This window comes from Bacteriovorax stolpii (assembly GCF_002872415.1).
Taxonomy (GTDB): domain Bacteria; phylum Bdellovibrionota; class Bacteriovoracia; order Bacteriovoracales; family Bacteriovoracaceae; genus Bacteriovorax; species Bacteriovorax stolpii.
Window position 1 is genome coordinate 206,331 of sequence record NZ_CP025704.1, and the last position, 20,781, is coordinate 227,111.

The 20,781-nt window shown below is 41.2% G+C and carries 22 protein-coding genes; 18 read left to right on the forward strand and 4 right to left on the reverse strand.

What is annotated here, in order from left to right; genetic code table 11:
* The first annotated feature begins 52 nt into the window (after positions 1-52).
* Positions 53-889: a flagellin N-terminal helical domain-containing protein gene (locus C0V70_RS00925; RefSeq protein WP_102241988.1), complete on the forward strand. Its 837-nt coding sequence runs from the start codon at positions 53-55 to the stop codon at positions 887-889.
* 74 nt (positions 890-963) lie between these two features.
* Positions 964-1,959 carry an SDR family oxidoreductase gene (locus tag C0V70_RS00930; RefSeq protein ID WP_102241989.1) on the forward strand — a complete coding sequence of 332 codons (996 nt, stop codon included), beginning with the start codon at positions 964-966 and terminating at the stop codon, positions 1,957-1,959.
* 12 nt (positions 1,960-1,971) lie between these two features.
* Here the strand turns inward: C0V70_RS00930 and C0V70_RS00935 are convergent, their stop codons facing one another.
* A complete protein-coding gene (locus C0V70_RS00935; protein ID WP_102241990.1) occupies positions 1,972-2,508 on the reverse strand; it encodes a hypothetical protein in 537 nt (178 codons plus the stop codon).
* A 447-nt stretch (positions 2,509-2,955) separates the two neighbouring features.
* Here C0V70_RS00935 and C0V70_RS00940 point away from each other — a divergent pair, with 447 nt between their 5' ends.
* The 14 genes from C0V70_RS00940 (at position 2,956) to C0V70_RS01005 (ending at position 13,895) form a co-directional block, all read left to right on the forward strand.
* A complete protein-coding gene (locus C0V70_RS00940) occupies positions 2,956-3,147 on the forward strand; it encodes a Flp family type IVb pilin (protein WP_102241991.1) in 192 nt (63 codons plus the stop codon).
* Between the two features lie 114 nt (positions 3,148-3,261).
* A complete protein-coding gene (locus C0V70_RS00945) occupies positions 3,262-3,483 on the forward strand; it encodes a hypothetical protein (RefSeq protein WP_102241992.1) in 222 nt (73 codons plus the stop codon).
* A gap of 2 nt (positions 3,484-3,485) precedes the next feature.
* On the forward strand, positions 3,486-3,995 hold the full coding sequence (locus C0V70_RS00950; RefSeq protein ID WP_102241993.1) for an A24 family peptidase: 510 nt from the start codon (positions 3,486-3,488) through the stop codon (positions 3,993-3,995).
* Positions 3,965-4,300: a Flp family type IVb pilin gene (locus C0V70_RS00955; protein WP_102241994.1), complete on the forward strand. Its 336-nt coding sequence runs from the start codon at positions 3,965-3,967 to the stop codon at positions 4,298-4,300. Before C0V70_RS00950 ends, C0V70_RS00955 begins: the two co-directional genes overlap by 31 nt.
* Positions 4,287-4,823: a hypothetical protein gene (locus tag C0V70_RS00960; protein WP_102241995.1), complete on the forward strand. Its 537-nt coding sequence runs from the start codon at positions 4,287-4,289 to the stop codon at positions 4,821-4,823. The genes C0V70_RS00955 and C0V70_RS00960 overlap by 14 nt, the downstream gene beginning before the upstream one ends.
* 1 nt (position 4,824) lies before the next feature.
* On the forward strand, positions 4,825-5,352 hold the full coding sequence (locus C0V70_RS00965) for a hypothetical protein (RefSeq protein ID WP_102241996.1): 528 nt from the start codon (positions 4,825-4,827) through the stop codon (positions 5,350-5,352).
* Between the two features lie 93 nt (positions 5,353-5,445).
* Positions 5,446-6,270 (forward strand): Flp pilus assembly protein CpaB, encoded by an 825-nt coding sequence (cpaB, locus tag C0V70_RS00970; RefSeq protein WP_102241997.1) that lies wholly within the window; start codon positions 5,446-5,448, stop codon positions 6,268-6,270.
* Positions 6,260-7,753: a secretin GspD/PilQ domain-containing protein gene (locus C0V70_RS00975; protein ID WP_102241998.1), complete on the forward strand. Its 1,494-nt coding sequence runs from the start codon at positions 6,260-6,262 to the stop codon at positions 7,751-7,753. Before cpaB ends, C0V70_RS00975 begins: the two co-directional genes overlap by 11 nt.
* Positions 7,753-9,999: an ATPase, T2SS/T4P/T4SS family gene (locus C0V70_RS00980; RefSeq protein ID WP_102241999.1), complete on the forward strand. Its 2,247-nt coding sequence runs from the start codon at positions 7,753-7,755 to the stop codon at positions 9,997-9,999. The genes C0V70_RS00975 and C0V70_RS00980 overlap by 1 nt, the downstream gene beginning before the upstream one ends.
* Before the next feature lie 7 nt (positions 10,000-10,006).
* Positions 10,007-10,897 carry a type II secretion system F family protein gene (locus C0V70_RS00985; RefSeq protein WP_102242000.1) on the forward strand — a complete coding sequence of 297 codons (891 nt, stop codon included), beginning with the start codon at positions 10,007-10,009 and terminating at the stop codon, positions 10,895-10,897.
* Between the two features lie 61 nt (positions 10,898-10,958).
* Positions 10,959-12,587: a DUF6531 domain-containing protein gene (locus C0V70_RS00990; RefSeq protein WP_102242001.1), complete on the forward strand. Its 1,629-nt coding sequence runs from the start codon at positions 10,959-10,961 to the stop codon at positions 12,585-12,587.
* Positions 12,588-12,625: 38 nt separating this feature from the next.
* Positions 12,626-12,916 carry a hypothetical protein gene (locus C0V70_RS00995; protein WP_102242002.1) on the forward strand — a complete coding sequence of 97 codons (291 nt, stop codon included), beginning with the start codon at positions 12,626-12,628 and terminating at the stop codon, positions 12,914-12,916.
* Positions 12,917-13,280: 364 nt separating this feature from the next.
* Entirely contained in the window at positions 13,281-13,463 is a 183-nt protein-coding gene (locus C0V70_RS01000) for a hypothetical protein (RefSeq protein ID WP_102242003.1), read from the forward strand.
* A gap of 246 nt (positions 13,464-13,709) precedes the next feature.
* Entirely contained in the window at positions 13,710-13,895 is a 186-nt protein-coding gene (locus C0V70_RS01005; protein ID WP_102242004.1) for a hypothetical protein, read from the forward strand.
* Between the two features lie 63 nt (positions 13,896-13,958).
* Here the strand turns inward: C0V70_RS01005 and C0V70_RS01010 are convergent, their stop codons facing one another.
* From C0V70_RS01010 to lon, 3 genes are all read right to left on the reverse strand, one after another.
* Positions 13,959-14,297: a hypothetical protein gene (locus C0V70_RS01010; protein WP_102242005.1), complete on the reverse strand. Its 339-nt coding sequence runs from the start codon at positions 14,295-14,297 to the stop codon at positions 13,959-13,961.
* A 9-nt stretch (positions 14,298-14,306) separates the two neighbouring features.
* Positions 14,307-14,714: a response regulator gene (locus C0V70_RS01015; RefSeq protein WP_102242006.1), complete on the reverse strand. Its 408-nt coding sequence runs from the start codon at positions 14,712-14,714 to the stop codon at positions 14,307-14,309.
* A gap of 121 nt (positions 14,715-14,835) precedes the next feature.
* Positions 14,836-17,250 carry an endopeptidase La gene (lon, locus tag C0V70_RS01020; RefSeq protein WP_102242007.1) on the reverse strand — a complete coding sequence of 805 codons (2,415 nt, stop codon included), beginning with the start codon at positions 17,248-17,250 and terminating at the stop codon, positions 14,836-14,838.
* Positions 17,251-17,447: 197 nt separating this feature from the next.
* On the opposite strand from lon, the gene glmU reads away from it, so the two are divergent.
* Positions 17,448-18,848 (forward strand): bifunctional UDP-N-acetylglucosamine diphosphorylase/glucosamine-1-phosphate N-acetyltransferase GlmU, encoded by a 1,401-nt coding sequence (glmU, locus tag C0V70_RS01025; protein ID WP_102242008.1) that lies wholly within the window; start codon positions 17,448-17,450, stop codon positions 18,846-18,848.
* Between the two features lie 96 nt (positions 18,849-18,944).
* Positions 18,945-20,771 (forward strand): glutamine--fructose-6-phosphate transaminase (isomerizing), encoded by a 1,827-nt coding sequence (glmS, locus tag C0V70_RS01030; protein WP_102242009.1) that lies wholly within the window; start codon positions 18,945-18,947, stop codon positions 20,769-20,771.
* Positions 20,772-20,781 lie beyond the last annotated feature (10 nt).

Consider the following 20,781-nt stretch of genomic DNA (forward strand, 5'->3'; position numbering starts at 1 on the left):
AACAAGATGTTCGGAGTATTACCAGGAGGGGTTGCGTGACAGGAGAATAACAATGGGATTAAGAATTAATACGAACGTGCCTTCGTTATCAGCACAAAGATCTCTAGGGATCAATACAAGAAACCTAAACGATAACCTTAGAAAGTTATCTTCAGGGGAACGTATTACTCGCTCAGGTGACGATGCAGCAGGTTTAGCAATTAGTGAAAACTTAAAAGCACAGATACGAGGAATGAGACAAGCTAAGCGTAACGCTGGCGACGCTGTTTCACTGTTACAAGTGGCAGAAGGTGGAATGAATGAGATTTCTAACATCATTATCAGACTTAGAGAACTTTCAGTCCAAGCCGCTTCTGATACAGTGGGACCTACAGAGAGAGGTTTCTCAGACATTGAATTCCAAAATCTCAAAGAAGAGATCGACAGAATTGCAAAGTCTACAGAATTCAACGGAATCAAACTTCTCGATGGTTCAGGCGGAAAACTCGAATTCCAAGTTGGTACTAAAAATGATCCAGTCCTCGATAGACTTCACTACGATGGCTCTGGAGCGGACGCATCCCTCAAATCACTTGGTTTGGAGATTGATGGGGTGTCTACGAAAGAAGGAGCACAGCAAGTGCTTAAGAAGCTTGACGACGCCTTGGTGCAAATCAACGGTACTCGTGCAAACTTCGGTGCCCTTCAGAACAGGTTGCAGTCAACTCAAAACAACCTTGAGATCAGCGATGAGAACTTATCAGCTGCTAACTCAAGAATTAGAGATGTTGATGTAGCTTCTGAAACGGCCGACATGACAAAGAATAACATTCTTCTGTCAGCAGGTATTTCGGTGCTATCGCAAGCAAATCAGGCTCCAAACACCGCTTTAAAACTACTCAATGGATAATTCTTAGGAAAGTTGCTCCGAATGGAGCAACTTTCCTTATTTTCGTTTACACTAAATTAAAGAGGAAAAAGGTCATGTTTGATTTAAACAGCTCCATGGATAAAAGAAAAACTGTTCTCATTATGGGAATCACTTCTTTTGTTGGATCAAACTTATGTGAATTTTTCCGCAAAGATTATAGAGTCGTAGGAACTTATCACCGCAAAGGCCAGCCAATTCCAGGAGTTCTTGCTCTTCCTTGTGATGTTTTAAATAAAGATGAAGTGCAATTAGTGCTTTATGCTTTTAAACCGGATATTGTCATTTACTGTGTAGGCTTAACAGGGCTTAAAGAATGCGCTGACATGCCAAATGCTTCAGATGCACTTAATTCAGCAGGGCTTTTTAACGTCGCCGAAATCGCTCCTCGTTATGGAGCGAGAGTTGTTTATCTTTCTTCGCAGTTTGTTTTTTCCGGAGCCAATAAAAACTACAATGAAATGGATAACGCTGATGTGATCACTCAATACGGGAAATCCCAGGCGTCTTCAGAATTCTATTTACAGAAGTCATCACTGAATTATCTCATCGTCCGTTGCTCTAAGCTTTATGGAAGAGGAGTCAGTCCGCTGCGTGAATCTTGGTTTGAAAAACTTCAAAGAAACCTGAAGGCCAATCAATCGGCCATTTATGATGACTTTGTTCATCAAGGTTTTGTCGATATCTATTACCTGGGAATGGTTTTAAAAATGTGCATTGATAAGAATGTGGCCAATAGATTGATCCACTTCGCTTCTCAGGACAACATGACTTACTATGAGTTTGCTAAAACGTATTGTGAAATCTTTCACGAATCAGAAAGCTTAATCAACAAAGGAAAGTGGCACCTGCCAATTTTAAAAAGCACATCTGTCGAGAGAGTGGATGAGCATCTTCACTACAAACTCGATGTTCTAAATATCGAAGGTCTTTTAAAAATCAAAATGCCAACTATCCGCGAGTCGCTGGAATTTACGCTTAAGCGCTTAAATGGAAACCGCACACCAGCTAAAGGTGTAGTGAATAAAGGTGAAGGTCTATCATTTATCTAAAATGCGTTTTAACTAGCGAGCAGAGTTAACAATGAACTCTGTCAGGTAGTGGCGAACCATTGCATCCAGGTCGACAACTTCATTGTTAAATCGCCATGTGATCTTGTTAAAAGGTCCCATGTGCGCTCTGATTTCGTGAATCGTTGTTGAGCCGAATTGGTCATTGAAAGAAAGACGTGCACCGTAAATGTCTTTTCCGTTTGCTAAAAATCCAATAGAGATACAATCGTTAGCTTTTCTAGCGAAAATTAAACGAAGTGAATTTCTAAACAGCATGAAGTCATTAACAGTATTTGAAATTTTAAAAAGCTTGATGGCCGCACTTGAATTGCTGCGTCCACGGTACTCATTAAATTTTGTCATGTAAGCTTCGAAGCGATCGCGAATATCATTCATCAGTGCAATTGAAGATTCTTCAAGCAAAAGAGCAGGGTTTAGGTGCCCGTTGATGTTAACAATACCTGACTCGTCCATGTTGATTTCATCCATGGCTAAGTTTTCAATCCAAGAGTAGTTAAGTGGCTGGTATGTTTGATTATTTTCGATCATAGAAAAATGATCGGTGTATAGGGGCTAGCTGTCAAGAATTTAAAGGGGCCTAGTGGTGGACTTACTTATCAGGTTCCGCCCATTTTTGAATAGGTGGCTGCAGTTAGTAGTCTCTTTAGGCTTCTCACTGAAAAAACCCTGAGGGTTTAATATGAGCTTGCTCACCGTGACCAGGGACCGCTCCCGAATAAATCTTTATAGAGGAACCAGCTTAAATGCCAACTCCTAGACCCACTTTCATTATACACCTTTGGCAATTGACCCTCTAGGAAAGTTTTTTTCACATAAGTGTTTTTAATAGGTTAACTAAAAAAAATCCAAAAGGTCGGGGATTCGGTAAAGAAATCCGACTCTAATGGTAAAATAATAGAGCAAAGAGCTAAAGATCCCGTGTGAAGAAACCGAGGAGTATCTTGCGTGAATTTCGTAAGTGCAGGAGACAGTAGTATGAAGAAGTTAATTGCATATTTGAAGGATGAGAGCGGACAAACATCTACAGAGTACATCCTACTCGTAGCTGTTGTTGCGATGATCATCTTTAAATTCAAGAAGACCGGGGGAGATGCCCTTGATGGTCTAACTACTAAAGTATTTGGTAAAGCAGAAACTATGGTTGATGGTATCGACGTAGGTAACTAGTCGAAGACTTTCGCTGCGATAGTTCTCTTTTGCCTTACTTTTCTACGATCATGTAGCAGTCGGCAACATATGCCTGCTGTTGTCTCTTTCTCCTCAATCTTTGATCCTTAAATCATGAAATTTAAAATCCGTATGAGGGCCTCTGGTCAGGCCCTCATCGAATATCTGCTCATATTTTGCTTTATGACGTTTATTTCTATCAGCATGGTAAAAGGGCTGAGTAAGACTATGTTTGCCTCTGTAGGGGCCATTGGCTATGAATTAACGGAGCAACTGACAGTAGGTGTCTGCAAAGAGCTTTGCTTCTTTAAAGGCTATGTTAATCAGGAAGAGTAAGCATGCTGCCAATTGTGGTCTATATTTTTATTTCAATCCAGCTGCTCTTTGTTGCTTATATTGATTTTAAATCCAAGAAAATTTCCAATATGTGGATGCTGATTAACTTTTTGTTTTTCTGCCTCCTGACTCTTATTTTCCCTCATATTTACGTCTGGTCAGTTCATACATTTATTTTCCCACTGATTTTTTTACTAGTGGGTTTCATGCTCTTCATCATGAACATCATGGGGGGAGGAGATTCAAAATATCTTTCTTCACTGTATCTTTTGGTGCCAGTGCAGTTCCAGGAAACGACTTTTACTTATCTGCTATATGCAACGGTTTTAGTAGGAAGCTCACTACTTTTATTTAATGTGCTTAAACACCTTGATATAATCATAGTTCATTTTAAAATGAGAGATATCGCCGGGATCAAGAAGATCTTTGGTAAGAAGTTTACTTATGCACCAGTAATCTTTATCGCTTGGATGTGGTTCGGATGGCAAAATTACAAAATTCTTTCTTTCTAAAAGACGAGAAAGGGCAATCCGTTGTCGAGTACATCCTGTTACTAGTCGTCGTTAGTGCACTTTCAATCACAGTGCTTAATAATAAAAAATTCAAAGAATTTGTCGGTGGAGAAACCGGTCTTTTTGTCGCTATCAGAAAGAGTATGGAGTACTCATACCGTTATGGTAGAGAGCTCAATGCGGATGCAGATTACGATTCAGCAATGAGCTTTAATTATCAGTCTAATAAGCACGACACTTATTTTAATACCAAAGAAAACACTTCACGGTTTTTTGGTGGGGCGGAGCCTTATGGTAAAAAATAAGTTCTGTCAGAATTCAGGCCAGTCGACGATAGAATTTCTTATGACGTTTACAGCGGCGGTGGGATTTATTTTTGTCTTTTTAAAAATGGCCTTGAATTACACTGATGGTTACATGGTCCATCATGCAACTTTTCTTGCGGCTCGCAGTTATCTGGTCACAGATGCTGACCGCGATGATATTGACGAAGGTGACCGCCTGGCAAAAACAACTGCGGAGAGAGTGTTTAACTCTTATCTTCCAGACGGGCTGATAAAGGGAGTTACCGGCGGTGATTTAAAAGAAAACAGTCCGAACCCGACAACAACTAAGTTTCGTGCTTTTGTTGGTCTTTACATTGAATACGCCCAAAGGTTTTCGATCGGTTTTGTCGGTGGAAAATCCAATGTTAATTTCAGGTCAGAAGCTTTTTTAGGTAGAGAGCCAAGCAGGTCTGAATCAAAACAACAAGTCTGCGCAGCGATCAAATCGTTGGGCCTAAGCCGTTGTGACGTTCATGTCACCCTGGAAGATAATGGGGGATGATATGAAGAATGTTTTAAAAAACCAGAAAGGTCAGGCAATCTTTGAGCTCATCATCTTTTTGCCTTTTCTTATTTTTCTCTACACGATTTATTCGACGACTGGAAATGCGATCAATGGTTCAATTAACCAGCAAAAAGCAGTGCGCGGGTACTTTTATGGATTAGTGAGGGGAAATTCTTATATCAATACTACAACTGACCTGGACGAATTTTCAGAAAAAGCTATTTCTGTAGTCGGGTTTTCAGCTCTGGGATGGAGAGAGAAATCGGCCTCTGGAGGGCAGCGCTCATTTGCTCCATGTTTTAGATTTTCTTCACTCCTAAAAAACGATTCGAGCGAAGAGTGTGATTCTAAAGAACGCGATGAAGACAATGACGGGCAGCCTATCAGCCGTTATGTCCGAGTGTTTACGTTTTATGGAATATGTGGCCCGGTTTACACCAAGATCTCCGACGGGGGAGCTGGTAATTACTACGATATCAATCCGGCCCAACAAAATAACCCCGGAAACTGCATCCTTTCCAACTAGGTTCTACTAGTCAAATTCTTCCGCTCCGCAAATTTTTTCCTAAATTTTGTTACTATTTAAAAAGCTAGTTATTTAAACAGGTTGGGAAAAAGTATGAATACACGCGCCCTCACTTTGGCCATTGCAATCGCAGCTTTTGCGATGATGATGGTTTGGACATATCTCGAAGATCAAAAAAGCGCGATGATTAAGGAATACGGTATTCAAAGTTCTGTTGTCGTTGCAAAAAATGATATTCAGGAACTCGACTTGATCGATGACTCAAAAGTTGAAGTTAAAACTGTTCCAGCAAACTTCCTGGCACCTGGGCATTTCAAAACAATTAAAGAACTAGAAAATACAATCGCGACTGTTCCTATTATCAAAGGGGAGCAGATCACAAAACCACGTGTAACTTATCCCGGAATTAAAACGGGTCTTTCACGCCAGGTTTCTGTTGGTAAGCGTGCTGTTGCGATTAACATCACTGAGAAAGATGCCGTGGGAAGATTGATTAAGCCAGGAGACCGCGTAGATGTTCTGGCAGCGATTGATATTTCTCAAGGGGCGAGAAAAGATTTACAAAAAACCAGAACATTCCTTCAGGATGTTCTGGTTCTTTCTACCGGGATGAGTATGACTAACTCAATTCCAATGTACGGGGTTGAAACACCGAAAGTTATCCGTACGATGAACTTAAATACTTACACGACTTACAACACGATTACACTTGAACTTGATCCGTACGATGTTCAGAAACTTGCATTCATGCAGGCCTATGGTAGCGGTACATTATCGCTGTCACTGAGAAACAATGCGGATAAAGAACCGGTGAGATTAAGAGCAACACAAATTTACGATGTACTCGGAGAAGATGCTTCTGAAGCCAAAGGTTTCTTCTCTGAGAAATATTTAAAAGAGTCTAAAAATGCTCAATAAATTTTTTGTTATTCTGTTTTCATGGATATTAATCGCACTTCCTGCCTTTTCTCAGGATGGGGACCCTAATGAGTCTTTGAAAGAAGTCGAAGTTATTGTTGGTTTGGAAAAAATCATCACGCTCGATTTCGTTCCAAACTCAGTTATTAAAATCGCCAACGAAAACTTAGTTTCATATCAGCTCGTTCCGCAAAAAAAGCAGATTCTCTTAACCGGGATTAAAGCAGGGGATACGACCCTGACTGTTCGCGACCTGGCCGGAGATATCAAGGCCCGTTATCTTTTAAAAGTAACAGCATCTGATCAGTCTAAAGTTGTTGTTCAGTTAAAAGAACTTCTGGGTGATGTTGAAGGTCTGGAAATTGGTATTAAAGGAGACGCCGTTTTTGTCGGCGGTCAGATCGTTGTTCCAAGTGATATTGGTAAAGTTGTTGTTATCCTCGAAAAATATCCTGACGTTCTTCGCTTGGTTGAGCTCTCTCCACAAACTCAGCTGGTCATTGCTAAAAAAATGCAGGATGAGATGCAAAAAAGTACACTTCGTGACGTTACTGTTCGCGTAGTAAATGGAACTTTCTGGATTGAAGGAGTGGTTAACTCGCAGGAAGAAAGTAATAAGGCCGAGCAAATTGCCCGCGCGTATCTTCCGGATCAAATTCAGAACTTAGCAAGAAGAACAGATGCTGTTCAGACGACTAAAAAACCTCCGTTTGAAAACTTGTTAACGATCAATACAAAACCAAAACCAGAACCTCTGGCAAAACTTTTTAAGATTACGGCACAGTTTGTGGAATTAACGAAGGCCTATGATAAGACGTTTGGTTTTAGCTGGACGCCGACTATCGGTAATGGTGGTGGGTCAATTCAGGTCGGGAAAACTGGAAGCGGTGGAGTCGCGACTTCGTCACAAGGAACACTGGCCGCAACGATTTCAAATCTTTTCCCAAAACTAAACTCGGCCAAGAGTGCGGGGCACGCGCGTGTTGTTCAGTCTGGGGTTATCATTGTTAAAGACAATGTCGAAGGTGCGATTAATAAAACATCAAAAATTCCTTATGCGATTGGGACTGGTGACAACTTAAAGAGTGGTACTGCCGTCTCGGGATTCGAATTGAGAATTACACCGAATATGCTTCAAGAAGAAAAAATTAACTTGAAAATGGTTATTTCGGTAAAGGCCACAACGGGGGATTCAGTTCCAACAGAATTGGATAACACTGTTAATACGCAAATCATTGTGAAGTCACAGGAATCAGCCGTAGTCGGGGGTGTTGTACAGAATAAATTTACAACAGATTACGACAGAGACCCACCTGTTCAGGAAACGATTGAAAATGGTTCAGCACTATTTTCATTCTTAAAGTCTAAAAAATACTCTACTAACCGCTCTCAGTTCGTCATTTTCGTGACTCCAGAAATTATCGAGTCAGCTTCTTCAGGAGCACAGGAAGTAGAAAGAAAGTTCAGGAAAAGGAGCAGATAGTGGCCGGACACATAATTTCAATCATCGGGGGTAAAGGAGGACTTGGTAAGTCGCAGGTTGCGGCGAACTTGGCCTTTGCTTACGCGATTGAGGGAAAAGTTAAAACTCTGCTTTTAGATTTTGATCAAAAAGCAAGTGGAGACCAGGACTTCATCACCGGGATGAAGGGGAAAAAGAATTTAAAAGAATTGGCGGATTTTAAAGGGGCCATTGACCCAAATTCTATCCAGCAGTTCGTTAATATGAACCAAAACGTTTTTTACATCGGGATGCCTAACGACCCGACGGCGGCAGAGGGAATTGAAGTTGAAGCTTTAGGAAGAACTCTTAAGGCCGTAACTAATATTTATCCGATTACTATTATCGATGCAGGAAATGAGCTGACTCCATTGGCAATTAAAGCGCTGGAGTTCTCAACACTCATATTCGTCGTGGTGACTCCGGACATTCTTGCGCTTAACCAGACAAAGAGATTGTACTCTGACCTGGTGACGATGATGTTTCCTAAGGACATGATTCAGTTTGTAATCAACCAGGCCCAGCAAGGCCACCCGGTGACTAACGATGTAATTGCCAAGACATTGGGAAAGCCTGCTTTTAGTGTTATCCCTCGCGATGACCAAAACTGTACACTCGCTCTTAACCAGAAAAAACCTGTTATGTTAGTGGCGAGAAATAGTAACTTCGCTAAAGGTGTGATTGATACCGTCAGACGCCTTAATGAAAAAAGTATTCTTAGAGCGCTTGAGAAATTAAATAAACCTTCTGATGTCGGTCAGAAAAAAGCTACCCCAGCGGGTGGTGAAGCAGGAGCGGAAGGTGGTGGACCAACAAAAGGTGGGAAGAGCCCTTGGACGGATTTAAAGTCACGTATTCACCGTGCTCTTGTTGAAGAGATGGATTTAAAGAAAGCAGACGACAACGATCCCAAGGCGCAGATCATTTTAAAAGAGCAGACAAAAAAAGTTGTTGTTGAACTCTTAGGAAAAGAAGACACGAAGGGGATTTTAAATACCCGTGAAGATATGAACCAGATCGTAAAGGAAATTCTCGATGAAGCTCTAGGGCTTGGGCCACTGGAAGATCTTCTTCGCGACAAGAGTATTTCCGAGGTTATGGTTGTTGGGCCTTATAAAATTTATTACGAGCAGGGCGGAAAGATTAAGCTCTCTGAGATCACTTTCACTAACGACCGTCAGGTACTAAACGTTATTGAAAGAATTGTTGCTCCTATCGGCCGTCGTATTGATGAAAAAACTCCTTACGTTGATGCCCGTTTAAAGGATGGATCGCGTGTTCACGCCATCATTCCTCCTTCGGCCATCGATGGATGCTCTATTACGATTCGAAAATTCCCAGAGAAACGTTTGACATACAAGGACCTGGTTAAGTTTGGGTCAATGACAGAGAACATGGCGGACTTCCTTCGTATTGCGGTAGAGGCCCATAGAAACATCATCGTTTCTGGTGGTACTGGTTCCGGGAAAACGACATTGATCAACGTTCTTGGTGGGTTCATTCAATCAAATGAACGTATCATTACATGTGAGGACTCGGCGGAATTGAACTTCCCTCAAGAGCACATTGTTCGACTTGAAACGCGTCCGCCTTCATTGGAAGGAGATGGGGCGATTGATATTCGCTGTCTGGTAAAACAGACCCTGCGTATGCGTCCAGATAGAATTGTCGTTGGTGAGTGTCGTGGAGGTGAAACTCTGGATATGTTGCAAGCGATGGGTACAGGTCACGATGGTTCAATGACAACTGTCCACTCAAACAATCCACGTGAGTGTATTGGACGTCTGGAAACTCTTGTTCAATACGCCGGAACATCGATTTCTCCGCGTGCGATTAAAGAAATGATCGCCAATGCAGTTCACATGATTATTCAACAGTCGCGTCTTGATGATGGATCGAGACGAGTTATGTATATCACCGAGATCGCGGGGATGCAGGGAGATACTGTTATCCTTCAGGATATTTTCTTATTCATTCAAAAAGAAATTGATAAGAACGGAAAAATTCTCGGAGAATTCCAGGCCACAGGATTTATTCCTAAGTTTATCGAGGTCCTGGAGAGAAAAGGTTATAACGTACCAAGAGGGATCTTCAGCAACCGTCCACCTCAAGCAGCGCCAGCAACAGCGGCACCTGCGGCGGCACCGGCAGCTGGAGGAGTACCGAAACCACCAACGAGTGGAGGAGCTGCACCAGCTGGAGCGGTAAAGCCACCGGTAAAGAAATAGGTAGGGCATGAGTTTTTTCTTAGATATGGTTGGCCGAAACGGACTCATCTTTGTGGTGGGGATGATGGTCTTCGCTCTAAGCTACAAGTACTCAATCAATATCTTCGACTGGATCGAGCGCCAGACCTACGGGACGCGCACGTATATTACAGAAAAGCTGGAATTCCTTTTTATTGAAATCCCTCAAGACAGATTGACGTATATGCTTTTGGCTTCTTCGGTGGGGCTTGGTTGTTTCATCTTTTTATTCATTGGTTTTTTTGCCAGCTGGATTTTGGGAGCTATTCTCGGTGGGATCATGGCCTTTATTGGTTTTAAGGCCCCGAGATGGATTATTGATTACCTGGTGGAAAAAAGAATCAAGGCCTATTCACTGCAAATGGTAGATGCCCTTCAGCTTCTTTCCAATGGGATTCGCGCCGGTCTTTCGGTTCCTCAAGCTATCGGGATGATCGTTGAAGAAATGCCCGCCCCAATCTCTCAAGAGTTCAACGTGCTTCTTCAGCAAAATAGAATCGGGATGCCGTTAGAAGAGTGTTTTGAAAACCTCGCTAAGCGCGTGCCTCTGGAAGACAACGACATGTTCGTGTCTGCCGTGAATATTCTAAGGGAAACCGGGGGTAATCTTTCGGAGGTTTTTGATACGATCGTTGATGTCATTCGCGAAAGGGTAAGACTGCAACAAAAAGTTGACACTTACACTGCACAGGGGATGTTCCAGGGAATGACCATCGGGGCAATGCCGTACCTTCTGGGATTCGTCTATTTCCTACAAGATCCCAAGTCAATGACTCCGTTATTTACGACTCCGCTGGGTCTAGTATTTTTATTTGTAGCCTTAATCTTCGATATAGCAGGTATTTACGTTATAATGAAAATTGTAAAAATTAAGATCTAAAGAAATTGTTCAATTATACCGAATAATTAACTGTATTTTTTTCTAACAAGGAATGTGAATTATGAGTTTTAAAAAATCGCTGATAGCACTCTCTCTAATGCCGATGATGGCGTTTGGTGGTGTTAACTTAAAAAACGGAAACTTTTATATCACCTACACTGATATCATTGCTCCTGGTGGAGATCATGATCTAGAGGTGACGAGAACATATAACTCTAAGTCAACAGACAATGGCTGGTTTGGTTTCGGATGGGGATCTCTCTATGAAACAAAGCTAATGGTATCTGCAGACGGATCAGTAGTTGTTATGGAAAACGGATCGGGTGCACAGACTCGTTTCGTTCCGAAAGAGGCAATCAATGTAGAGATTGCTTCTAAGAAAATTATCGAAGCTATGAAGAAAAAAGAACCGGTGAGTGACGTTATGGTTCAGTCGCTAATGAAGCGTTTGAACAGCGACTCTGAGCTTCGCCAGTTCTACTCGAAGAAATACAACATTGAAACTGTCCTGGCAGACGGAACAATGCTTTACTCGAATGACCGTGGAATCCAGACAATGGTTAAGGAGAAGACGGGATATAAGAGAACAGGATCTGACGGAAAAGTTGATTACTTCGACAACGCAGGTAAATTGACAAAAATCTCGGACAAGAACGGATACAGTATTTCATTCGAATATAAGGGAGAACAACTGTTTGCGATTAAAGATACGCAAGCAAAACAAATCCTTTTCGAGTGGTACCCGGATGGAAAAATTAAATCTGCAGCTTTCACTGGAGATAAAAAAGCGACTTACGCTTACGATACAAAAGGTAACCTTTCTACAAGTACAGACGTAGCAGGTAACACTTATAAGTATGATTATGACAGTAACCATAACTTAACTGGTATCACGTATATCGATACAACGAAAATGCAAGTGAAGTACGACAAGAACTCGTTTGCAACTGAAGTTATCGAAAGAAACGGGGAGTCTACTAAGTACAAGTATGAAAACAACCCGAAGAATCCGGACTTCCACTACTGGACAACGGTAACAAAAAAACCAGTAGAAGGACCTGAGTCTTCAAGTCGTTATGAGTATGAAATTAAGACAAAACCAGATGGTCAGCAATACACATACAGAATTGCGACTGATGTAGATGGAATCAAAACTGAAACAATCTACTCTGAGTGTTGTTCTCTTCCACTTAAAATCACTCGTGGAAAAGACGTAACAACTTTTGAATACAATGCAAAAGGACTTCTTACAAAGAAAACATCAACTCGTGGAGAGTATGTTGAACTTGCTTATGACGACAAGATCAACAAGATCACAAGAGTTGTAAACAATGACGGCTGGACAAATTTCCAGTACGACAAGATCGGAAACCTGGCAAAAGCTGTTAATAGCGCAGGAAAATCAGTTCTTCTGATTTACGATCGCTCTGGAAAGATCACAAAAATGATCGACCAGGAAAAGGATGATGCTAAGACGAGAAGAACACTTTCTTTCAAATACAACTCACTTGGAAAACCAGTTGAGATTGAAATGGAGAACGTGGGAATCATCAACGTAGCATACGATAACTACGGTGAAATCAAGAAAGTTGAATCAAAAGCGGGCGCAAAAATGGCTCTTCAAGTGACACAAGCATTCCAGTCACTTTTAAGCATTGTTAAACCTGCCGGTGTTAACTTAAATATGTAATGGACCAGGCCTAAAGGCCAATCGAAGGGAGAGAGTGTATGAAATTTTTATTAGTGATCGCGATGTCTACAGTACTTACAGGAACAGCTTTTGGTGCATGTTCATCATCATCACCGGCAGAGTGTAAGACAAAACAAGAGTGCGACGGAATTTCAAAAGAAGGACAGAAGTTTGTTTTCAATGAAAGCAACAAAGTAAAATGTATGCTTCAGGAAACTTCAGTAGCAACAAACTGTCTTGAAAACAACAACTCAAGTTTAAATGTTTCTAAAACTGATGCTGCTTCAGGAAAAGACGGTACTACAGGAACGACTGGTACAACAAAATAGTCGCTGTTTTTCCTCTCTTCGACATACACTTAGATAATTTAAAAATGGACCGCCTGGTTAGCAGGCGGTTTTCATAATCCCTGCCTTTCTCATGGGCACTTTCTACAATTAATCACTTCTGACGTCTTCCAGGGCCTCTTATAAGGCCTGTATGTTTTATCCCATCAAATTATGCTGATGAAGAGGTAATCCCTCTATAAAGGTCAAATAGCGTCTTTAATCAATATATGTATATCTTTCACACACTGCTGTTTAAAGTTTAAACACTTTTTCAGAGGGAAATTCCTAAGTTTTGAATATTGCAGATGCCAAAACTTGGCATGGAGCCTGCAAATTAAAATACAAACAAAACCAGGGGAATTTTATGAAAGCACTAATCATCCTATCTCTTACTATAGTTTCACTTAACGCTTTTTCAGCTGAAGTTGGAGAAGATAAAAAAGGTGAATGTATCTACTCTAACCAATCTAATAAGAGAGATGCAAAAGAAGTAGTGGCCACTTCTTCAGAAGATAAGAAACCAGAATCAAAGGCCGTTTCAAAATAGATTTTAAGACTTAATTTCTGCATACATTTTTCTCACACTCCTTTTTAAGAACCCCGCGAATGCGGGGTTTTTTAATGCCCTGAAATAACAAAAAACTGTGTAAATATTTTCCATGCCTGTCTAAAGTTTGGACGAAAATAGCTGAGCAATTTCTTCTAACTCATCAAAAGATCAAGAGCACAAAGTTGGCATTGTTAGTGCAACTACCAAAGTAAGAAAGCTTAAAAAACCAAAAAGGGGAATTATATGAAAGCACTAATTATCTCATCTCTACTTTTCTTTTCTTTAAGAGCAATGTCAGGTGAAGTTGGTGAAGACAAAAAAGGTGAATGTATCTACTCTAACCAATCTAATAAGAGAGATGCAAAAGTTGTAGTAGACACTTCTACAGAAGAAGCGAAAAAAGAAGCTATCAAGACAATTTCAAAATAATTTTAAAAGACATTATTGATATAGATATAAAGAGGGGCCCACTGAATAGTGGGCCTTTCTTTTTTATTCATCGCTCAAAGCGCGTCTTAATCTTTCTTGTTCTTCATCACTGTACGTATCATCAGCTGGTCCATTTTCTTTGATGATCGACTTCTTCTTTTTGACCGCGGCCATTTTAGACTTTACCTGGTCTTCTTCCAGTGAAGGTTCAGAGTTAGAGTAGAGCTTTTTTGAATATCTCTTAGTAGATGAAAACTTCTGTTTTGTGACCTTGGCAGCATCGCGGGCATAGGGAGTTACCATGCTGTAGAGCTTGTCGAAAACTTGTCTTCCTCCGCCAATCGGAATGCACATAATGGCAAAACTTAGAGTGAAATAAAAAATAAAACGAATGATAAACATGATAGTCCCTTATCTATTATCTTTTTCAACCAGGCGTTCAACTTTTTCAACGGCCTTAATCAGGTCGTCTCTTTCAAATGGCTTTTGCAGGAAATCACTGGCACCGTTTGAGATCGATTCAATAACGATGCTTTCAATGTTCAGAGAAGACATCATAATAATGAATCTTTCCCCTGAGCTTTTTTCCTGAAGATGTTTTGTCAGTTCGAGACCAGAGATCTCTGGCATAACGATATCGATAAAAATCAGGTTAGGTTTTGCAGAGTGGGCAATCTGGATGGCCTCTTCCGCAGATCCTGCCTGCCCGATAACGTTGAATCCTTCGTAGGTCAGAATCTCGACCATATTCTTGCGATTGAAGTCGGAGTCGTCCACAATAAGGATTTTGAGCTTGTCATGATTGCGAGGTGGTTTCATAGAATGATCCAAAATTAAATGTTTCTTCTATGTTTATGATATCGCAAAAGGGTGATCTAAAAAAAGAAAAACCAACAATACTGTTGGTTTCTCTTTTTAGTCATACTAAATTTGTCGGAAACTAGGCTGCTGCAGGCGGCAGAGTTTCTTTTCTTGAATACACTTTTTTCTTTTTCTTTTCTTTCCATCCCACCAGGGCAACGTCCAGAACTTCATCGAATGACTTAACTGGTACGAAGTTCAGTTTTTCTCTGTATTCGGCCGGGATGTCTTCCAGGTCTTTTTTGTTTTTCCATGGAATGATGATGGTCTTAACGTTCATTCTCATTGCAGCCAGTGCTTTTTCTTTCAGACCGCCGATTGGAAGAACTTTACCTGTAAGTGTGATCTCTCCAGTCATCGCCACGTCCTTACTTACCGGTGTACCCGTTAGTAGTGAAACGATAGCTGTTGCCAGCGTGATCCCTGCACTTGGACCATCCTTCGGAGTAGCTCCTGCCGGAAGGTGGATGTGCAGTTCGTTCTTTTCGAAAATATCGTCTTCAATTCCAAGTTCAAAGGCCTGGCTTCTGATATATCCGATAGCTGCTTGAGCAGATTCTTTCATTACGTCACCAAGCTGACCTGTAAGAGTTAAACCTCTTCCTTTCATCTTAGTTGTTTCGATGTAAAGAACTTCACCACCGTGAGCTGTCCAGGCAAGACCTGTCGAAACTCCGATTTCATCTGTTTCTTTTTCATCGTCTTTTGTAAAGACAGGAGGTCCAAGAAGCTTGAAGACTGTCTCACTCATGATGTGAGTTTGCTCAGCTTCACCTTTAGCAATTTTCATTGCTACTTTTCTACAGATCGCTCCGATTTTTCTTTCAAGGTTACGAAGACCGGCTTCTGATGTGTATCCCTTGATAACACTTGCCACACCTTCATCTGTAAAGTTGATGTGCTCGTCAGTGATTCCGTTTTCATCCATTTGTTTAGGAATGATGTACTTTTTCGAGATGGCCACTTTTTCTTCCTGTGTATATCCAGAAAGATTGATGATCTCCATACGGTCTCTTAATGGAGCAGGGATCTGCTCTAAGAAGTTAGACGTGGCAATGAACATAACATTTGAAAGGTCAAAAGCTACGTTTAGGTAGTGATCGCGGAAGTTCATGTTTTGTTCCGGATCAAGAACTTCAAGAAGTGCCGCAGATGGGTCACCTTTGAAATCTCCACCTAGTTTATCGATCTCATCAAGAAGGATAACCGGGTTGTTTGTTTTTGCTTGTTTCATGGCCTGAACGAAACGTCCTGGCATTGCGCCGACGTAAGTTCTTCTGTGTCCACGGATTTCGGCTTCATCTTTTACACCACCAAGAGAGATGCGCACGAACTCGCGTCCACATGCTTTAGCGATAGATTTACCAAGAGATGTTTTACCTACACCTGGAGGTCCAGAGAAACAAAGGATAGGTCCTTTCATTCCTGGTCCCTTTAGCTGTCTAACGGCAAGGTATTCTAAAATTCTTTCTTTTACTTTAAATAGATCGAAGTGGTCTTCGTTTAAGATCTCTAGAGCTGCATCCAGGTCAATCTTCTCTTCACTAGTCTTAGACCATGGAAGATCGCACATCCACTCCAGGTAACTTCTAAGGATAGAAGCCTCTGATGAATCTGGGTGCATTTTTTCCAGACGAGCAATCTGCTTAAGCGATTCTTTTTCTGCTTCTTCAGGCATTTTCGCTTTTGCGATCTTGTTTCTGATTTCAGCAAACTCATCATCTCCTTCTTTCTGAGCCTCGTCACCAAGTTCAGACTTGATAGCTTTGATCTGCTCTCTAAGGAAGTATTCTTTTTGGTTCTTAGTGATTTCTTCTTTTGCTGTCGACTTGATCTTGTTTTGCATTGCCAGGATTTCCAGCTCGCGTGCCAAGATGTCGTTGATTCTGTGCAGTCTTTCCATCGGATCAAGGATCTCAAGGATTGTTTGCGCTTCTGCCACATGAAGGTTCAGGTTTGAAGCAACAAGATCTGCAAGTCTTCCTGGGTCTTTGATGTCTTCAAGGATCATCAGGATGTCTGGAGAAAGCACTTTCCCCATATTGATAACTTTTTCTAGTTGCTCGCGGATGTTTCTCATAAGAGCGTTGGCGGCAACATTGTTTTCCTCAAGTTTTACATCTTCAACCTTCATCAGTTTACACATGAAGTAAGGAGCTTCTTGAGTGAATGCTGTGATGCGGGCCTTCGAAAGACCTTGAACAAGAATTTTGATTCTTCCGTCAGGAAGCTTTCTCATTCTCATGATCATCGCGATTGTTCCCACTTCGTAAATTTCATCAGGAGCAGGTGCTTCCGCTTTCATGTCTTTTTGACTTGAAAGAAGAATTAATCGGTCAGTCTTTGTCAGCGCGTGGTCAACGGCCTGAATTGAAGATTCTCTTCCAACGAAAAACGGTAGTATCATAAATGGGTATACTACGATGTCTCTAATCGGCAGGAGAGGGAGATGATCTTTTAGTTCGATGTTGTCACCCTCATAATTAGTTACCATACATATCCTCCAAATTGGCCTATCTGCAAAATCATTTGCATTCAGTTATCCAAATCGGGATATGGAATAAACTCTTTAAAATATTTTAAGATTTTGTGAATATTTATTCATTTTTTTTGGTTATACTTGAGAGCGATTATCATTGTATTAAATGAAAAATAGACGAAATACTTGAGTGGTTATATAGGGAGATACGAATGAAAATGACCGTAGGGGCAGTTATTCTTGCAGCAGGCGAAGGAAAGCGTTTGAAATTAGATGCACCAAAGCCACTAGCGCCATGTTTAGATAAAAAACTTGTGGATTTTCCCATTCGCGAATTACAAAAGTTTTTTAGTCGGAATAATTTAACTGGTACTCAGACAGCTGTGATTGGTCACCAGAAAGAGTTAGTTCAAAGCTACATTTCATCTCGTTATCCAGAAGTAAAATTCGCAGTTCAAGAGAGACAATTGGGTACGGCCGATGCTCTTCGCGCGTATTTTAATTCCTCTTCTAATACACACCAGTTTGATTACACTCTGGTCATTTGTGCTGACACTCCAGTAGTCTCTGAAAAAGAATTAACCCAAATGTTAGAGCTTCTCAAACAAGAGGGATGCGATGGCGTAGCGGCTACTTTTACAGAGTCAAATCCCAAGGGATACGGGCGTATCATCAGAGGGACAAAAGGCTTTCACATAGTAGAAGAAAAAGATGCAACGGATGAGCAAAGAAAAATCACGGAAGTAAACTCTGGACTCTACCTTCTAAAGACATCTTATGTTCTTGAGCACCTAAAAAATGTAGATTCGAATAATAAGTCAGGCGAATTCTACCTGACAGATGTTTTTAAAGACGGCTTTAATGTAAAGGCGCTTTGTTTTCCTCAGGGACATATCTTTTTAGGTGTCAACAACCTGGAGCAGTTGGAGTTTGTTGAGACTGTCTTAAGAAAACAAAAAATTGCTGATCTTCGTGAAGGAGGTGTGCGCTTTATTGATTCAAACCACACTTATATTGATGACGAAGTAGAAATCGGTGCGGGGACAGTGGTGTACCCGAATACATATATTACCGGTAAAACCAAAATCGGGAAAAATGTTGTGATTGAAATGGGGGCGCAAATCAGAGACTCTGAAGTAGCGGACAACGCTAAGGTTCTGGCCTACACACTCCTTGAGGATGCCAAGCTACATACGAAGGCACATGCTGGACCGTTCGCCCGCCTAAGACCGGGCTCAGATATCGGGCCGGAAGCAAAAATCGGAAATTTCGTAGAAATTAAAAAAGCAGTACTTGATCGCGGCGTTAAGGTTTCCCACCTGAGTTACGTCGGGGATGCCTTCATCGGGGAAGAGACCAACATTGGATGTGGTTTCATTACCTGTAACTATGATGGGGCCAACAAACATATAACAAGAATCGGGAAAAACTGCTTCATTGGATCGGATTCACAGACGGTAGCTCCGGTTGAGATTGGGGATGAATGCTTCGTAGCTTCAGCGACAACTGTAACCAAGAATATGCCGGATGGGTCTTTTGCGATTTCGCGCGGCCAGCAGTCGACCAAAGAGGGCATGGCCAAAAGATTCATTAAAGTCAAAGAAAAGAAGTAGCGTGTAAAAAGGTAATACTGTAAAAACCTTAAACACAATTCAATGAATTAGTGCTATTCTTATCCAGCTTAAAAATCACTCTTAAGAGGTATACCTATGTGTGGAATTGTCGGTTATTTTGGACCTTCTCAAAAATCTGTTGAGATCGTTATCGAAGGATTAAAGCGCCTTGAATATCGTGGATACGATTCAGCAGGTGTAAGCTTTATTGATCAAAACAATAAAATGCAATTTTATAAAAAGGCCGGAAAGCTTGATAACTTAAAAGCTGAGTTGGTTGGCAAAGATACAATCGCTCGCGCATGTATCGGTCACACTCGTTGGGCCACTCACGGTGGTGTAACGGATGTAAACGCTCATCCACACAATAACGAAGTTCTTTCAATCATCCACAACGGAATTGTTGAAAACGCTAATGAAATTAAAAGAGAGCTGGCAGGACACGGAGTGAAGTTCAAATCAGAAACCGACTCTGAATCATTCCTTGAGCTAGTGACATATTACCTAAAACAAGACGTGCCGATTAAGGAAGCGATTGCGACTTCTTTCAAACGCGTTGTTGGTAACTCTGCTTTCGTTATTCTTTATCCAAAAACAGGGGAAATTTTTGCAGTCAAAAGAGGTGCCCCTCTAGTTTGCGGTGTAAACGAAGTGACATCTGAAGCGCTAGTTTCTTCAGATCCATACGCTCTTGCTGGAATGGTGCACACTCTCTACTTCCCGGAAGACGAAGTTCTTGTTCACCTTTCAGGGGAAAACAAAAACATCGCCAACTTCTATGAACTAGACCTGACTAAAACGACAAGATACCTTTCTAAGAAACAAGACATGTCGGTTGAAGTTTCTGAAAAGGGTGAATATGAACACTTCATGCTAAAAGAAATTCATGAGCAACCAGGTCTAATCAGAAACCTGACTCAGTATTACTTTGCTGGAGAAGGAAAAGAGTCACTAGAAAAAGTAGCGGCCTATAACCCAGAGAGAATTTATCTTTCTGCTTGTGGAACAGCTGCTTATGCTGGCCTTGTGATTCGCGACTTCCTTGAAGGAATCAACAGAATCCCTTCAACTGTGGAACTAGCGAGTGAATTCCGTTATAAAAACCCAATCCTTAAAAAAGGTGATGTAGGGATCTTCGTTTCTCAATCAGGAGAAACAGCAGATACACTTGCAGCTCAATCAATCTGTAAGAAGGCCGGCGTAAAAACGATGTCGATTGTTAACGTTGATGGTTCAACTCTTTACAGAGACTGCGATGACAATCTTCTTATCCGTGCAGGAGTTGAAATTGGTGTAGCTTCAACTAAAGCTTTCACGCAACAAGCTCTTACTGGTCGTTTAATGTCAGCGGCAATGGCCGGAGACTTAAAAGACGAAGGGAAAAAAGTAAAACTTACCGGTAAGTTTGCTCTTCTTGCAGAAAGAATTGATAAACTTCTTTTAAAATCAGATGAAATCAAGTCAGTAGCAGAATCAATCTATAACAAAAAAGGATTCTTCTACACAGGTCGCGGAGCTTACTTCCCAATCGCTCTTGAAGGTGCACTGAAGCTAAAAGAAATTGCTTACGTTCACGCTGAAGGATACGCAGCTGGAGAGTTAAAACACGGACCAATCGCTCTTATCGATGAAGAAATGGTAAACATCGCTCTTGTTGGACCTGAATTATTCGAAAAAACTGTTTCGAACGTTCACGAAATTAAGGCGAGAAAAGGAATCATTGTAGGAATTGGACCTCGTGGCAATGAAGAGCTAATGGGACTAAGCGATTTTTATATACCTCTTGATTTTGATGGTCTGGAAGAATTATCACCACTTTACGTAAACGTGGTGAACCAACTTCTTGCTTACTACATGGCGAAATTCAAAGGAACGGATATTGATAAGCCAAGAAACCTGGCTAAGTCAGTGACGGTTGAATAATTCCTATGAT

Excerpts from the sequence above, each read along its gene's own strand:
- C0V70_RS00925 (WP_102241988.1), top strand. The coding sequence starts at position 53 with ATGGGATTAAGAATTAATACGAACGTGCCTTCGTTATCAGCACAAAGA.
- C0V70_RS00930 (WP_102241989.1), top strand. The coding sequence starts at position 964 with ATGTTTGATTTAAACAGCTCCATGGATAAAAGAAAAACTGTTCTCATT.
- C0V70_RS00935 (WP_102241990.1), bottom strand. The coding sequence starts at position 2,508 with ATGATCGAAAATAATCAAACATACCAGCCACTTAACTACTCTTGGATT.
- C0V70_RS00940 (WP_102241991.1), top strand. The coding sequence starts at position 2,956 with ATGAAGAAGTTAATTGCATATTTGAAGGATGAGAGCGGACAAACATCT.
- C0V70_RS00945 (WP_102241992.1), top strand. The coding sequence starts at position 3,262 with ATGAAATTTAAAATCCGTATGAGGGCCTCTGGTCAGGCCCTCATCGAA.
- C0V70_RS00950 (WP_102241993.1), top strand. The coding sequence starts at position 3,486 with ATGCTGCCAATTGTGGTCTATATTTTTATTTCAATCCAGCTGCTCTTT.
- C0V70_RS00955 (WP_102241994.1), top strand. The coding sequence starts at position 3,965 with ATGGCAAAATTACAAAATTCTTTCTTTCTAAAAGACGAGAAAGGGCAA.
- C0V70_RS00960 (WP_102241995.1), top strand. The coding sequence starts at position 4,287 with ATGGTAAAAAATAAGTTCTGTCAGAATTCAGGCCAGTCGACGATAGAA.
- C0V70_RS00965 (WP_102241996.1), top strand. The coding sequence starts at position 4,825 with ATGAAGAATGTTTTAAAAAACCAGAAAGGTCAGGCAATCTTTGAGCTC.
- cpaB (WP_102241997.1), top strand. The coding sequence starts at position 5,446 with ATGAATACACGCGCCCTCACTTTGGCCATTGCAATCGCAGCTTTTGCG.
- C0V70_RS00975 (WP_102241998.1), top strand. The coding sequence starts at position 6,260 with ATGCTCAATAAATTTTTTGTTATTCTGTTTTCATGGATATTAATCGCA.
- C0V70_RS00985 (WP_102242000.1), top strand. The coding sequence starts at position 10,007 with ATGAGTTTTTTCTTAGATATGGTTGGCCGAAACGGACTCATCTTTGTG.
- C0V70_RS00990 (WP_102242001.1), top strand. The coding sequence starts at position 10,959 with ATGAGTTTTAAAAAATCGCTGATAGCACTCTCTCTAATGCCGATGATG.
- C0V70_RS00995 (WP_102242002.1), top strand. The coding sequence starts at position 12,626 with ATGAAATTTTTATTAGTGATCGCGATGTCTACAGTACTTACAGGAACA.
- C0V70_RS01000 (WP_102242003.1), top strand. The coding sequence starts at position 13,281 with ATGAAAGCACTAATCATCCTATCTCTTACTATAGTTTCACTTAACGCT.
- C0V70_RS01005 (WP_102242004.1), top strand. The coding sequence starts at position 13,710 with ATGAAAGCACTAATTATCTCATCTCTACTTTTCTTTTCTTTAAGAGCA.
- C0V70_RS01010 (WP_102242005.1), bottom strand. The coding sequence starts at position 14,297 with ATGTTTATCATTCGTTTTATTTTTTATTTCACTCTAAGTTTTGCCATT.
- C0V70_RS01015 (WP_102242006.1), bottom strand. The coding sequence starts at position 14,714 with ATGAAACCACCTCGCAATCATGACAAGCTCAAAATCCTTATTGTGGAC.
- lon (WP_102242007.1), bottom strand. The coding sequence starts at position 17,250 with ATGGTAACTAATTATGAGGGTGACAACATCGAACTAAAAGATCATCTC.
- glmU (WP_102242008.1), top strand. The coding sequence starts at position 17,448 with ATGAAAATGACCGTAGGGGCAGTTATTCTTGCAGCAGGCGAAGGAAAG.
- glmS (WP_102242009.1), top strand. The coding sequence starts at position 18,945 with ATGTGTGGAATTGTCGGTTATTTTGGACCTTCTCAAAAATCTGTTGAG.